This is a genomic window from Serratia sp. (in: enterobacteria) (genome assembly GCF_046715635.1).
Taxonomy (GTDB): domain Bacteria; phylum Pseudomonadota; class Gammaproteobacteria; order Enterobacterales; family Enterobacteriaceae; genus Chania.
In genome coordinates this window covers 1-14,890 of the sequence record NZ_JBKJYW010000204.1, presented here as the reverse complement: position 1 = coordinate 14,890, position 14,890 = coordinate 1, and the positions used below count along the sequence as shown (strand labels likewise).

Annotated in this window: 11 protein-coding genes, 1 tRNA gene and 2 rRNA genes; 7 read left to right on the top strand and 7 right to left on the bottom strand. The window is 53.7% G+C overall.

Annotation, left to right across the window (positions count from 1 at the left end):
* The first annotated feature begins 4 nt into the window (after positions 1 to 4).
* The 7 genes from rrf (ACLQ7H_RS10210) to aceK all read left to right on the top strand — a co-directional run bounded on the left by rrf (ACLQ7H_RS10210) (position 5) and on the right by aceK (position 6,907).
* Positions 5 to 120 (top strand): 5S ribosomal RNA (gene rrf / locus ACLQ7H_RS10210).
* A gap of 13 nt (positions 121 to 133) precedes the next feature.
* A tRNA-Thr gene (locus ACLQ7H_RS10205) sits at positions 134 to 209 on the top strand.
* A gap of 54 nt (positions 210 to 263) precedes the next feature.
* A 5S ribosomal RNA gene (gene rrf, locus ACLQ7H_RS10200) occupies positions 264 to 379 on the top strand.
* Between the two features lie 460 nt (positions 380 to 839).
* Positions 840 to 1,769, top strand: coding sequence for a homoserine O-succinyltransferase MetA (metA, locus tag ACLQ7H_RS10195; RefSeq protein WP_411752557.1), 930 nt, complete (start codon positions 840 to 842; stop codon positions 1,767 to 1,769).
* A gap of 375 nt (positions 1,770 to 2,144) precedes the next feature.
* On the top strand, positions 2,145 to 3,743 hold the full coding sequence (gene aceB, locus ACLQ7H_RS10190) for a malate synthase A (RefSeq protein WP_411752556.1): 1,599 nt from the start codon (positions 2,145 to 2,147) through the stop codon (positions 3,741 to 3,743).
* A gap of 46 nt (positions 3,744 to 3,789) precedes the next feature.
* On the top strand, positions 3,790 to 5,097 hold the full coding sequence (gene aceA, locus ACLQ7H_RS10185; protein ID WP_411752555.1) for an isocitrate lyase: 1,308 nt from the start codon (positions 3,790 to 3,792) through the stop codon (positions 5,095 to 5,097).
* A gap of 61 nt (positions 5,098 to 5,158) precedes the next feature.
* Entirely contained in the window at positions 5,159 to 6,907 is a 1,749-nt protein-coding gene (aceK, locus tag ACLQ7H_RS10180; protein ID WP_411752554.1) for a bifunctional isocitrate dehydrogenase kinase/phosphatase, read from the top strand.
* Between the two features lie 40 nt (positions 6,908 to 6,947).
* Here aceK and ACLQ7H_RS10175 read toward each other — a convergent pair whose 3' ends face one another.
* The 7 genes from ACLQ7H_RS10175 to ACLQ7H_RS10145 all read right to left on the bottom strand — a co-directional run.
* Positions 6,948 to 8,132 carry an acetyl-CoA C-acetyltransferase gene (locus tag ACLQ7H_RS10175; protein ID WP_411752553.1) on the bottom strand — a complete coding sequence of 395 codons (1,185 nt, stop codon included), beginning with the start codon at positions 8,130 to 8,132 and terminating at the stop codon, positions 6,948 to 6,950.
* Positions 8,133 to 8,156: 24 nt separating this feature from the next.
* Positions 8,157 to 9,479 (bottom strand): TIGR00366 family protein, encoded by a 1,323-nt coding sequence (locus tag ACLQ7H_RS10170; protein WP_411752552.1) that lies wholly within the window; start codon positions 9,477 to 9,479, stop codon positions 8,157 to 8,159.
* On the bottom strand, positions 9,476 to 10,141 hold the full coding sequence (locus tag ACLQ7H_RS10165) for a 3-oxoacid CoA-transferase subunit B (protein ID WP_411752551.1): 666 nt from the start codon (positions 10,139 to 10,141) through the stop codon (positions 9,476 to 9,478). Before ACLQ7H_RS10165 ends, ACLQ7H_RS10170 begins: the two co-directional genes overlap by 4 nt.
* A complete protein-coding gene (gene atoD, locus ACLQ7H_RS10160) occupies positions 10,141 to 10,803 on the bottom strand; it encodes an acetate CoA-transferase subunit alpha (RefSeq protein WP_411752550.1) in 663 nt (220 codons plus the stop codon). The genes ACLQ7H_RS10165 and atoD overlap by 1 nt, the downstream gene beginning before the upstream one ends.
* A gap of 307 nt (positions 10,804 to 11,110) precedes the next feature.
* On the bottom strand, positions 11,111 to 12,520 hold the full coding sequence (gene atoC / locus ACLQ7H_RS10155; RefSeq protein ID WP_411752549.1) for an acetoacetate metabolism transcriptional regulator AtoC: 1,410 nt from the start codon (positions 12,518 to 12,520) through the stop codon (positions 11,111 to 11,113).
* Positions 12,517 to 14,367, bottom strand: a complete 1,851-nt coding sequence (gene atoS, locus ACLQ7H_RS10150; RefSeq protein ID WP_411752548.1) for a two-component system sensor histidine kinase AtoS — start codon at positions 14,365 to 14,367, stop codon at positions 12,517 to 12,519. Before atoS ends, atoC begins: the two co-directional genes overlap by 4 nt.
* A gap of 193 nt (positions 14,368 to 14,560) precedes the next feature.
* The coding region (locus ACLQ7H_RS10145) for a dihydroxy-acid dehydratase (protein ID WP_411752547.1) at positions 14,561 to 14,890 on the bottom strand (330 nt) is incomplete at its 5' end.

Sequence of the window (14,890 nt, the reverse complement as noted above, 5' to 3'; positions counted from 1 at the left end):
TTTGCCTGGCGGCAATAGCGCGGTGGTCCCACCTGACCCCATGCCGAACTCAGAAGTGAAACGCCGTAGCGCCGATGGTAGTGTGGGGTCTCCCCATGCGAGAGTAGGACACTGCCAGGCATCAAATTAGTGTGCTGATATGGCTCAGTTGGTAGAGCGCACCCTTGGTAAGGGTGAGGTCCCCAGTTCGACTCTGGGTATCAGCACCACTTTATTTAAGTGGTTTAGAAGTTCGGCAGAAAGAAAAGAATTAAAAGAATTTGCTTGGCGGCAATAGCGCGGTGGTCCCACCTGACCCCATGCCGAACTCAGAAGTGAAACGCCGTAGCGCCGATGGTAGTGTGGGGTCTCCCCATGCGAGAGTAGGACACTGCCAAGCATCAATTAAAGTAAAAAGCCCTGCGTGAAAACGTAGGGCTTTTTGCTTTATCTGTTGTATGGAAATGTTATTCAAGCATGGGCATGCGACCAATCTGTCGGGAACAGATTGGAACGCCGTTTACGGCGGCCCCGAAGGGGTGAGTCCCAGGACGAGACGAATATTGTAGGACACTGCCAAGCATCAATTAAGCTGAGAGGCCATCCGAAAGGATGGCCTCTCAGCTATGCATCGAAAACAGAAATCCCCTCACCCCAACCCTCTCCCACTGATAAACCGGTAACGCCATAAGCGCTTGTTTGAGGGAGAGGGGGCTAGCTCGGAGTATTTGATTAGCTCTTTCTGCCTGGCGATGAAACATTTTCACCTTCCCGTTGAATCCTCGACATGACGCTAAAAAAGCGCTATCTTCGGGCATCTAGAAGTCTAAACGTATAAACGGATGTGTGAGGGGTAAGCAATGCCGATTCGTGTTCCTGATGAGTTACCTGCGGTCAATTTCTTGCGTAATGAGAACGTGTTTGTCATGACATCCTCACGCGCAAAAACACAGGAAATCAGGCCATTAAAGGTACTTATCCTCAACCTGATGCCAAAAAAGATCGAAACGGAAAACCAGTTCCTGCGTTTGCTTTCCAACTCGCCACTGCAGATCGATATCCAACTGCTGCGTATCGATAGCCGTGAATCGAAGAACACGCCTACGGAGCATCTGAATAATTTCTACTGTAACTTTGAAGATATCCAGGATGAGAACTTTGACGGGCTGATCGTCACCGGCGCTCCGCTGGGCCTGGTGGACTTTTGTGATGTCGCCTATTGGCCGCAGATCGAGCGAGTGATCGAGTGGGCCAAGGATCATGTGACCTCAACCCTGTTTGTCTGTTGGGCAGTGCAGGCCGCGCTAAACATCCTGTACGGCATTCCAAAGAAGACGCGTGAGGTAAAGCTCTCTGGGGTGTACCAGCATAGTACGCTGCACCAGCATGCCTTGCTGACCCGGGGCTTTGATGAAACCTTCCTGGCTCCCCACTCCCGCTATGCCGATTTCCCAACCGAGATCCTCCGACAGTATACCGATCTGGATATTCTGGCTGAATCAGAGCTGGCTGGTGCCTATCTGTTCGCCACTAAGGATAAACGCATGGCCTTTGTCACCGGGCATCCGGAATATGACACTCTGACGTTAGCGGGTGAGTATTGTCGCGATAACGATGCAGGCCTCAACCCGACCGTACCGCTAAATTACTTCCCCGATGATAACCCCGAATTGCCCCCCGCAGCCTCATGGCGAAGCCATGGTCACCTGCTGTTTTCCAACTGGTTGAACTACTACGTTTACCAGATCACGCCGTTCGATCTGCGCCATATGAATCCGACCCTCGAGTAACATTTTTATCTGCACCGGGTGGCTGAATCGAGGCCGCCCTGGTTTATTCCACCGCTTTTCCCGCCAAACTTGCAACGTTTCAGCATCTATAACTCATTTAAAAACAATGTATTACCGGCATTCCTTTATCGTAATGGAACCGGTTTCCTGGTCTGCTATAAATGATAAATAATCTAATCAATTGATAATAAAAGGTTAATAAAATATTTATTAAAAAAATGGAAATCGTTTTTGATTTTTAATTTTTGTTGGTTATTCTAGGATCCTGCGGGATGACATCTGACCAGTTGGCGGTCTTTTTTTCACCCGATTTCCGACAACAATGCTTCGCCTGGCCAGCAATGGCGGCGTGGAATGATGGAAAGGATCAAGACAATGACGCAACAGATGGTAGGCACGGAATTAGCGTTTACACAGGCTTTCGGCTCTGCAGAGCGGCAGATACTGACGGATGACGCGGTCGAGTTCCTGGCTGAACTGGTGGGGAAATTCACGCCAAAACGCAACAAACTGTTGGCAGCACGCGCCAGCTGGCAAGAGAAAATCGATCGCGGCGAGTTGCCGGGGTTTATTTTGGAAACGGATTCCATTCGTCAGGGTGAGTGGCAGATCCGTGGCGTTCCCAGTGATTTACGTGACCGTCGGGTAGAGATTACCGGGCCGGTTGAACGCAAAATGGTGATCAACGCCCTCAATGCCAACGTCAAAGTGTTTATGGCCGACTTTGAAGATTCACTGGCCCCAAGCTGGGACAAGGTTATCGATGGGCAGATCAACCTGCACGATGCGGTTAATGGCACCATCTCTTACACCAATGAAGCTGGCAAGATTTACCAGCTCAAACCCAACCCGGCGGTGTTGATTGCCCGCGTGCGTGGCCTGCATTTGCCGGAAAAACACGTGCAGTGGCAGGGCGAAGCGATTCCGGGCGGGCTGTTCGATTTTGCCCTCTATTTCTTCCATAACTATCGCCAACTGCTGGCAAAAGGCAGTGGCCCATATTTCTACCTGCCGAAAACCCAGTCTTGGCAGGAGGCTGCCTGGTGGGGCGAAGTCTTTAGCTATACCGAGGATCGCTTCGGGTTACCGCGCGGCACTATCAAAGCCACTGTGTTGATTGAAACCCTGCCTGCGGTATTCCAGATGGACGAGATCCTGTACCACCTGCGCGATCATATCGTCGGGCTGAACTGTGGCCGTTGGGACTACATCTTCAGCTATATCAAAACGCTGAAGAACCATGGCGATCGGGTGTTGCCGGATCGTCAGTCCGTCACTATGACCCAGCCTTTCCTCAGTGCCTATTCACGCTTACTGATCAAGACCTGTCACCGCCGCGGAGCTTTTGCGATGGGGGGAATGGCGGCATTTATCCCCAGCAAAGACGCCGAACAAAACGCGGTGGTGTTGGGCAAGGTGCGGGCGGATAAAGAACTGGAAGCGACCAACGGCCACGACGGTACTTGGGTGGCACATCCAGGTCTGGCCGATACGGTGATGGAAGTGTTTGACCGCATCCTGGGCGAGCGGCAGAACCAACTTGAGGTGCTGCGTGAGAACGATGCTCCTATCACGGCGGCGCAACTGCTGGAGCCGTGCGACGGTGAGCGTACCGAAACCGGCATGCGCGCCAATATCCGCGTGGCGGTGCAATACATTGAAGCCTGGATCTCCGGCAATGGCTGCGTACCGATTTATGGCCTGATGGAAGATGCCGCTACCGCCGAGATTTCACGTACCTCAATCTGGCAGTGGATCCATCACGAGAAAAGCCTCAGCAATGGCCAACAGGTAACCAAGGCCCTGTTCCGCCAGATGCTGCAGGAAGAGATGCAGGTCGTTCGTAAAGAGCTGGGTGAAGCGCGTTATCACGCAGGCCGTTTCGAAGAGGCGGCACAACTGATGGAGCGTATTACCACGCAAGACGAATTAATCGATTTCCTGACCTTACCCGGCTACGAATTACTGGCCTGAAACCGTTCCTGACCTTTAACCCTACCGTATTGAAAAGGATAAAAATATGACGACCTCTCGTACCCAACAGATCCAACAGCTGGAACAGGAATGGAAATCAGCACGCTGGGAAGGCATCACCCGCCCTTACAGCGCCGAAGACGTGATCAACCTGCGTGGCTCGGTCAATCCGGTTTGCACATTGGCGCAGAACGGTGCGGCGAAACTCTGGGAACTGCTGCACGGCAAATCCCGCAAAGGGTACGTGAACAGCCTTGGGGCGTTGACCGGTGGCCAGGCGCTGCAACAGGCGAAAGCCGGCGTCGAAGCGATCTACCTGTCCGGTTGGCAGGTAGCGGCTGATGCCAATACCGCTTCCGCCATGTATCCCGATCAATCACTGTACCCGGTGGACTCTGTCCCGACGGTGGTTGAGCGCATCAATAACACCTTCCGTCGGGCGGATCAGATCCAGTGGGCAAACCAGATTGAACCGGGCAGCAAAGGCTATACCGATTACTTCCTGCCGATCGTGGCGGATGCCGAAGCCGGCTTTGGCGGCGTGCTGAATGCCTTTGAACTGATGAAGGCGATGATCGAAGCCGGTGCCGCCGGGGTGCATTTCGAAGACCAACTGGCGGCGGTGAAGAAGTGTGGCCATATGGGCGGCAAGGTCTTGGTCCCGACTCAGGAAGCCATTCAGAAGTTGGTTGCGGCGCGCTTGGCCGCTGACGTTCTCGGTGTCCCAACCCTGCTGATTGCCCGCACCGATGCCGACGCGGCGGATCTGCTGACTTCCGACTGCGATCCGTATGACAGCGCCTTTGTGTCTGGCGAACGCACCGCCGAAGGTTTTTACCGTACCCATGCCGGTATTGAGCAGGCCATCAGCCGTGGGCTGGCCTATGCCCCTTATGCCGATCTGGTGTGGTGCGAAACCTCTACGCCGGACCTGGAAGCAGCGCAACGCTTTGCCGATGCGATCCATGCCAAATTCCCCGGTAAACTGTTGGCCTATAACTGCTCACCATCGTTCAACTGGAAAAAGAACCTGGACGACCAGACTATCGCCCGCTTCCAGGACGCGCTGTCCGCCATGGGCTACAAGTACCAGTTCATCACGCTGGCCGGTATCCACAGCATGTGGTTCAACATGTTCGATCTGGCACACGCTTATGCACGTGGTGAAGGCATGAAGCACTATGTCGAAAAAGTGCAGCAACCAGAGTTTGCCGCGGTCGAGCGTGGTTACACTTTTGCTTCGCATCAGCAGGAAGTGGGGACCGGCTACTTCGATAAAGTGACCACCATTATTCAGGGGGGCGCTTCCTCGGTAACGGCACTGACCGGTTCCACCGAAGAACAGCAGTTCTGATCCCCAAGGGGCCTGGCGCGGTGCCAGGCTCTTGTTTCATTCCTGAATGGCAGAGGCAAAGATGGCGGAAAAACTGGAGCTGTTGATTGCACAGACGATCCTGCAGGGCTTTGATGCGCAATATGGCCGCTTTCTTGAAGTCACGGCCGGAGCGCAGCAGCGTTTTGAGCAGGCAGACTGGCCCGCCGTACAACAGGCGATGAAACGACGTATCCATCTTTACGACCACCACGTCGGTCTGGTGGTTGAGCAACTGAAATGCATCACCGGGCAGAAATATTACGATGCGGATTTTCCCAACCGGGTAAAGACGGTTTATACCGAGCTATTGCCCGACTACCCGCGTTTTGAGATTGCCGAAAGTTTCTTCAACTCGGTTTACTGTCGGCTGTTCAAACATCGGGATTTAACCCCAGACAAGCTGTTCGTTTTCAGCTCGCAGCCTGAACGGCGCTTTCGCGATATTCCCAGGCCGTTGGCACGTGATTTTACTCCCAATGGTGATTTGGCTGCCATGCTGCACAGCCTGTTGACCGACTTGCCGCTGCGACTGCCGTGGGAAGATCTGCCACGCGATATTCGCTATATCACCCAAGCCTTACTGCAGACCTTCAGCTCCCAACAGCTAGCGGGAGCGACGTTCCAAATTGGCAATGAGCTGTTCTACCGTAACAAGGCGGCCTGGTTGGTTGGTAAGCTACGGTTGGCCGACGGGGTTTACCCGTTCCTGTTGCCGATCCACCACAGCGAGTTCGGCGCGCTGTTTATTGATACCTGCCTGACCAGCAAGGCCGAAGCCAGCATCGTGTTTGGCTTCGCCCGTTCCTACTTCATGGTGTATGCCCCATTACTAGCAGCGATGGTCGAGTGGTTGCGGGAGATCCTACCGGGTAAAACCACCGCCGAACTGTATATGGCGATCGGCTGCCAGAAGCATGGTAAAACCGAATGCTACCGCGAATACCTGAATTTTATGGCGCAGTCGCAGGAGCAATTCATTATTGCGCCGGGCGTGAAGGGCATGGTGATGCTGGTGTTTACGCTACCGTCCTTTGATCGGGTCTTCAAAGTGATTAAAGACGAATTCGCGCCGCAGAAAGAGGTTACGCAGGCGCAGGTGATGGCCTGCTACCAGTTGGTCAAAGAGCACGATCGCGTCGGGCGGATGGCCGATACTCAGGAATATGAGAATTTTGTGGTGGATAAGGCGCGCATCAGCCCGCAACTGCTGGCGGAGTTGCAGCGTGAAGTGCCGGAAAAGCTGGAAGATCTCGGCGATCGCGTGGTCATCAAGCATCTGTATATGGAGCGGCGAATGACGCCGCTGAACCTGTATCTCGAACAGGCAGACGAACGGCAAATGCATGACGCCATCGAAGAATATGGTAATGCGATCAAACAGCTGGCTGCGGCCAATATCTTCCCCGGCGATATGCTGTTCAAGAACTTCGGTGTGACACGCCATGGGCGCGTGGTGTTTTACGACTATGACGAGATTTGCTACATGACCGAGGTGAACTTCCGTAATATCCCGCCGCCGCGCTATCCGGAAGATGAGTTGGCCAGCGAACCCTGGTACAGCATTTCACCTAACGACGTTTTCCCCGAAGAGTTTCGCCATTTCCTGTGTGGTGACCGGCGTATCCGCAAGGTCTTTGAGGAAATGCACAGCGACCTGTTTGAAGCGAACTACTGGCGAGGGTTGCAGCAGCGCATTAAGGAGGGACACGTCGAGGATGTGTTTGCCTACCGCAAAAAGCGGCGTTTCAGCCAGCGGACATTCAATCCAGCCATGCCTAAATCGGCCTGATAACCAGGAGCGAGGTTGCCAGGCTCGCTCCTTAGGTGGACTAGTTCAGGCGTTCAATAATCATCGCCGTGCCTTGGCCACCGCCGATGCACAGCGTTGCCAGCCCCAGGGTTTTATCTCTGGCTTGCAAAGCGTGTAGCAGAGTGACCAGAATACGCGCACCGCTGGCACCTATCGGATGACCCAGCGCGATAGCACCGCCGTTGACGTTTACCTTTTCCTCAGCGAATCCCAGGGTTTTCCCTACGGCTAAAAATTGCGCGGCGAAAGCTTCGTTGGCCTCAATCAAATCGATATCTGACAGTGCCAAACCGGTTTTCTTCAGCGCATTAAGGGTCGCGGGTACGGGGCCCATTCCCATCAGCGCAGGAGCTACGCCACCGCTGGCATAACCGCGGATCCTCGCCAGAGGGGTCAAGCCTAGCTGACGGGCGTGGCTTTCCGCCATTACCACCAACGCGGCTGCACCATCATTAATCCCGGACGCATTACCGGCGGTGACGCTGCCGTCTTTGCTAAAGGCCGGGCGTAATTTGGCCAAGCCTTCCGCCGTGGTAGCGGCTTTAGGGAACTCGTCGGTATCGATGACGATATCACCCTTCCTGTTCTTTACCGTGACAGGCACGATTTCCTTGGCGAAAGCGCCGCTTGAGATGGCGGCGACCGCTTTTTGCTGCGACGCCAGCGCCAGTGCGTCTTGTGCTTCGCGAGTAATGCCATATTCCTTTGCGACGTTCTCTGCGGTGATGCCCATATGATAATCGTGGGTGGCGCACATCAAACCATCTTTCAGGATCACGTCGAGCAGTTGGCCGTCACCCAGTCGATAGCCCCAACGCGCTTTGCTATCCATCAGGTAAGGCGCCTGGCTCATATTTTCCATGCCGCCAGCGAGAATGGTTTGCGCATCCCCGGCCAAAATGGCCTGGGCGGCCAGGGCCACGCTTTTCAAACCGGAGCCACAGACCTTGTTGACGGTATAACCGCTGACGGTGTCAGGTATGCCACTTTTCAACAGCGCCTGCCGTGCCGGGTTTTGGCCCAATCCGGCCTGGAGCACATTGCCTAAAATGACTTCATCCACCTGGTCGCCACCGATACCGGCACGAAGCATGGCTTCACGCAGCACTAGCGAACCTAAATCAGTTGCGCTGACCGGTGCCAAAGCCCCGTTGAAGTTACCAATAGCCGTACGCACGGCGCTGACGATAACGATACTCTCCATACGATAGTTCCTTATGTGACAACGCTAGAATAGGGTGAGGCCGATAACGAAGATGACGCCAGAGAACAGCAGGGCGGTGACGCAGTAGCCCATGATGTCCCGGACCCCCAGACCGGCGATAGCCAATGCCGGTAGCGCCCAGAAAGGTTGCGCCATGTTCATCCACTGCTCGCCATAGGCGATAGCCATCACCGACTTACCTAAATCGGCTCCCAGTGCCTGAGCGGCAGGAATAACGAACGGCCCCTGGATCACCCAGTGACCGCCACCTGATGGCACGGCAAAGTTAATCAGCGCCGAACTGAAGAAGGTCATAATGGGGAAGGTGTCTTTGTTGGCCACGTTGATGAAGAACTCGGTGATCAGGCCGCCGAGGCCGGAGTGTTCCATCATGAGCTGGATCCCGGCATAGAATGGGAACTGGACTAAAATGCCTGCCGTGCTCTTGGCCGCCGCAGAGATGGCGCGCATATAAGCCATCGGAGTTTTATGCAGCAGGATACCGGCAATCATAAACATCATGTTTACCGTATTAATCGTGATGTTAAAGCCCTTTTCCCAGAAGCTCATCCCTAAATAGGCAATGCCCAGCGCACCGATGATGAAGGCAATAATGCGGCTTTCTTCCATTTTTTCGGCAATCGGAGCATCAGCAGACAGCTTTTTTTGGAAGCTTGGTTCTTCCGCCAGCAGCGCGGGATCCACACTTACCACCTCATGTGGCTTCGGTACCATCATGCGGGTGACGAACGGCATCACCAGGATCAGACCTAAGGTAATAAACAGATTGTATCCGGTGAACAGCGTGTCGGAGACCGGGATTAAACCGGCGATATGTTCGACCGGGTTGCCTGGTGTGGCGGCCAGCAGCGGCATAGAGCCAGAGAAACCGCCGCCCCAGGTCAGAAAGCCGATGTAAGCGCAGGCAATCAATAGCGGGTAATCCGAGCCGGGAATACGGCGTGCGACTTCGCGGGCAAACATAGCGCCGACCACCAGGCCAAACCCCCAGTTGATGACGCAGGCTACCGAGCCGAGGAAGGTCACCAACATCACACCCTGAGCCGGAGTTTTGGCGACCGAGGCGGTGAGCGTCAGGATGCGCTTGACCGGTGCAGAGGTTGCCAGAGCATGGCCGGTGACGATAATCAGCGCCATCTGCATACCGAAGGCCAGCAGATTCCAGAAGCCATTCCCCCACATGTTCACCATTTCAATTGGCGTATGAGGGGTGAGCGCCAGTGCGATACCAAAGGTCAGCATTGTCAGCAACATGGCAAAAATCAGCGGGTCGGGCAGATAGCGGCTAACGAAACCGGTTAAAAAGCGGGAGATGCGGCCAATCATACGACACCTTCCTCTACCACAATCGGCATGGCTTTGAGGCCCGGTGACACGGAGAATTCAGCATCCGTTTTGGCCTGAATGGTTTCCAGAGTGACACCTGGCGCATGCTCCTTCAGTACCAACTTGCCTTGTTCGAAGCTGAATACGGCTAACTCGGTCACCACCATGCTGACTTTATTTTTCGCGGTCAGCGGTAGTGAGCAGTGCTGGAGGATTTTGGCCGAGCCCTCTTTGGCGCAATGTTCCATCGCAATGATCACCCGCCGTGCCCCGGTAACCAGATCCATCGCCCCGCCCATACCTGGAACCATTTTCCCCGGTACCATCCAGTTGGCGAGATTGGCCTGCTGATCGACCTGTAAGCCGCCAAGAACGCTGACGTCAACATGGCCACCACGGATCAAGGCAAAGGAGAATGCGCTGTCGAAGGCCGCTCCGCCGGGTAAGATACCGCAGGGCTGGCCACCGGCATTGACCAGATTGGGATGGGCCTCGGTGACCGGTGCCAAACCAAGAAAACCATTTTCAGATTGCAGGGTGATATGAATATCGGTGGGTAAATAGTTGACCACCTGAGTGGGTAACCCGATGCCCAGATTGACGATGTCCCCATCGTGCAGTTCAAGGGCCACGCGACGAGCGATAAGTTCTTTAGCGTTCATTATTGGTTCTCCTGCGGGCAGACAATGTGGTCGATTAACGCGGCGGGGGTGATGACGCAGTCAGCGGTAATGCTGCCGATATCCACCACGGATTCCGGTTCGGCGATAACCACGTCAGCGGCAAGTGCCATCAGCGGGTTGAAGTTACGGGCGCTTAGCTGGTAGGTCAGGTTGCCCTGATAGTCGCTAAGATGGGCGCGAACCAAGGCCAGATCGGCGCGTAAAGGTAGCTCCAGCAGGTAGTCGATACCGTTCAGCGTGATTTTCTGTTTGCCTTCTTCGACTACGGTGCCAACGCCGGTGGGGGTCAGAAAGCCACCCAGGCCAGCACCGCCACAGCGGATACGTTCGGCCAGCGTGCCCTGTGGAACCAACTCCACTTCCATCTCGCCCGAGATCATGCGGCGGCCGGTTTCGGGGTTGGTGCCGATATGGGAGGCGATAACTTTCTTCACCCTGCCACTGGCTACCAATGGCCCGACGCCGGTATCGACGAAGGCGGTATCGGTGGTGATTAAGGTGAGATCTTTTACGTTTGCCGCCAGTAAGGCTGAAATAAGACGCGGTGGGGCGCCCACGCCCATAAAACCACCGATCATGATGGTCATACCATCACGGAAATGTTCGGTCGCCTGCTCAATATCGATGAGTTTTCTTTTCATGGTTATCCCTTATATTTGACACTAAAAAATAGGTTCAATTAAGGAATAGCAACCTTCATGCCAATTGATCCGGGCGGTTAGAAAGGAATTAACTCACTGATATTCACTGGAATAACAGGATTGTTATTTAATTGTTTAATAAGATGTAGGAGTAATTAACAATGAGGTGTGCAATTTCTTGCACAGGGGTGCACATTTTGTTACCCCTGAGGCTATACAGAATAAATAATAGGCGACGCCTGATGACCTAATAAATGTGATCTCAGGCGCTATTTAGACCAGCACCCACCGTACAGTTAATATTTGTTTATATATTATCCGGTGGTGTGGCGGAGTGAGAGTCGATGCGGTATTCCTGCAATTTGTACATCAAAGCTCTGCGGCTAATACCTAACGCGCGCGCGGTTTTCACCCGATTATCCTGATTATCTGCTAGCGCAGAGCAAATCAGCTCGCGTTCATAAGCTTTAATATTTTCTTTTAAATTTAATCCCGGTTCAGCAAATGTGGCGCGATTAATATTAGGCTGGACGGGGTGTGGCTGCTGTAAATGTTCCGGTAAATCCTCCGGGAAGATGATAAACCCGGTGCTCATAATCACGGCTCGCTCAATCGCATTGGAGAGTTCCCGGATGTTACCCGGCCAGGAATACGCATCAAGCATGGCCTGCGCGCTGGCATCTATCTCAATGATCTCTTTGCCGTTTTCGGCATTGAACTTCTGCAGGAAATGTCGGGCCAGCAACGGCACGTCCTCCGGCCTTTCGCGCAGCGGCAGCGGGGAAAGATGGATCACATTCAGGCGGTAAAACAGATCCTGGCGGAACTCGCCTTGCTCAACCATCGCCGCCAGATTGCGGTTGGTCGCGGCAATTAATCGGATATCTGTTTTAATGGTTTTGCTGCCACCGAGCCGCTCAAACTCTTTTTCCTGTAGCACCCGCAGTAATTTGACCTGCAGGTTGTGCGGCATTTCGCCCACCTCATCGAGCAGCAGTGTCCCCTGGTTGGCCCGTTCAAATAGGCCCTGGCGCTGCATATGTGCGCCGGTAAAGGCTCCTTTCTCATGGCCAAAAAGCTCGCTTTCCAGCAGCGATTCCGGCAGTGCGCCGCAGTTGATCTTGATAAATGGCCCCTTGGCGCGCGGGCTGTTGTAGTGAATGGCTTTAGCAATCAACTCCTTGCCCGTGCCACTTTCACCGGTTATCAACACGCTGGCGTGGCTCATGGCAATTTTTGCCGTATCGCGGCAAAGCTCCATCATTTTGGCACTGTTGGTGAGTAATCGGCCCCATTGGTAACTGTCAGATAAGGCCCGATGCAGGCGATTGATTTCCTGTTTCATCTCCTGCAACTGCATCGCACGGCTGATAATGATTTTCAGCTCGTCCAGATCAAAGGGTTTAATCACATAATCAAATGCGCCCAAGCGTAGCGCCTCAACCGCCGTTTCGACGGCGGCGTAGGCGGTCATGAGGATCACCGGTGTTTCCTGCCGGGTCTGCCGCATAACTTGCAGTGCCTCAAGGCCATTGATTTTTGGCATACGGATATCCATGAGCACAATATCCGGAGCCTGTTGTTTGAATTGTTCCAGCGCTTGCTGGCCATCCGCGGCACAGATAGGTTGATGGCCATCGAGGCTAAACACGGTGGTTAACATGCGGCGAACGTTTTCTTCATCATCCACGATCAGAATACGGTATGATTTTTTCATAATAGATCCCCTGCGTCATGTTTGACTGGCAAGATAATAGTAAATGTGGTTCCATTATTCGGCTGGCTTGCTAGTTTTATTTCACCGTCGTGGGCGGTGACAATGCGCTGGCTGATAGACAGGCCTAATCCGGTTCCCGAAGGCTTGGTGGTGTAAAACGGATCGAAAACTTTCGACTTAATATCATCTGCAATACCACAGCCGTTATCCTGAATAGTGATTTGTTGCCGGTTCTCCTCCAGCGCTTGGGTGGCAATGGTAATTTCCCCTCGGGCCGCAATAGACTGGACGGCATTAATCAGAATATTAAGTAATACCTGCTTTAATAATTCACCGTCGGCTTCAATATCACTCAATCCTTCATCCAAATGAAGGTGAAAATCGACCCTGGCTTGTACACCTTTGGTTTTTACCAAGATCAGGCTTTCGCGCAGGATTTGATTTAAATTGACTTGATGATAGCGGCCAATCCGTGGACGAGAGAAATCGAGTAACTGCTGGATCACCCGATTAATCGACTGAACCTCTTTTAAAATGATGTGGGTATATTCCAGCCGCTGTGGATCTTTTTCACTGTCCTTGAGAATTTGCACAAAACCGCTGATGGCCGTTAATGGATTGCGAACTTCATGGGCGACCCCGGCCATCAACTCCCCAAGTGTGGCCAGCCGTTCGGCTTGCTCAATGCGGCGTTGCACGTCCTTTTTGGCGGTTAAATCGGTGAATATGGCCAGGGCACCAAGGGTATCCCCCTGGGCGTTACGCAGTTGGCTGGTACTGATACTGAGCTGTATGGTGCGGGTTTTCCCGGGGTAATCAATTTCTAACGCGACATGTTCTATGCCACGGAACAGGGTATCCAATACTGGGCTATTAAAATCCACTTTTTCAAACACTTCCGCATAAGGTTTCCCCATCAGTTCCTTACGGCTGTAGCCGGTGATGAGTTCCCCCGCGGGGTTAATCATGGTGACGCAGCCATGGATATCCACTGAAATAACTCCGTCGGCAGCGCTTTCGAGAATTAATTCATTGAGCGTTTTGGTTTCCCGCAGCGCGCGGGATAAGGCATTCACGCTGTCGGATATTTCCCCCATCTCGCCCTGCATCGCGGGGAGGTCGCTATTCAGGTTCAACGATAGATTGGTCAGGCTGGATTTAATAACGTCAATATCCGAGGCGAAGCGGCGTGAAAAGACCACGATCAGCCCTAAGCTCAATAACAGGCCGATGCTGATCACCAGGATAATCTTGAGATCCATCGACAGCGCCTGACGATCGATATCATTCGACAGTTCGTTGGCCCAGATATACCCGAGGATCTGGTTATCGCGTTTGATGGGGATCATGGCATTCATAATATTGCCACGCACCTGAGAGCCACTGCTTACCAGCGGTTTGCCGTTTGCCATCACTTCATGGCCGGGGTGGTCTGCATTAATCGAAATACCGACCGCATTACCATATTGCTGCTGTGGGGCGTAGGTAATAATGGCATCCAGGTGTTGGTTATAGTAACCCGCACCGACCCCGGAAAAAGCGCGGGTGATCTCATCGGTAACCGGTGCCAAGTGCTGATTCAGTGCCTTGATGCGCTGCTCTCTGGGCAAATCAGGGTAAAGCGAAAAGCTGTCGCCCAGCGCATTATCCAGCAAGGAGGTGACGGCAAACAGCTTGGCCTTCTTCTCTTGCAGCAGGGCTTCACGCCCCTCGGTTTCAACCAGATAGCCGATGATTAAGGTCGGTAGCGAGACCATGATGATGGCCAGGACAATCATTTTACTGCGCAGCGTGTGTGGGAGTCGTTGTTGGATGAGGGCGTGTAAGCCTGGCAAAAATGCTTTCATACAGACTAAATCCTGGCGTTATCGTCCGTCGGGCAGAGCAAGGTCATCTGTATACAGCGCCAGAGTCTCTTTCAGGCTGGCCGGACTGGAACGGGTATGTTAAGTGTACGCATGTCCTCTTTTTAAGCAATAGTCGTACCAATTCGCCAGATTGGGGCGCGCAGTATGCCGCGCCCGTCCAGGTTAATCAGGATTAAAACGTGATACAGCAGGCGCCCTGTTCGGCCCCGGAAAGCTGGCTGCGTAACGCACCAAACAGCTCACGGCCACAGCCGTTCCTTTCACCGCTCAGATCGGGTTGATAGGGAGTGCGCTGGGCCAGCTCTGCTTCGGAGACCAGTAGTTGCAGCTCGCCGGTGCGGCCATTCACCCGGATCATATCGCCGCTTTGTACTTTGGCCAGCATACCGCCAGTGTAGGCCTCCGGGGTGACATGGATCGCCGAAGGAACCTTGCCGGAAGCGCCGGACAGGCGGCCATCGGTCACCAACGCCACCTTGAAGCCGCGATCCATCAAGACGCC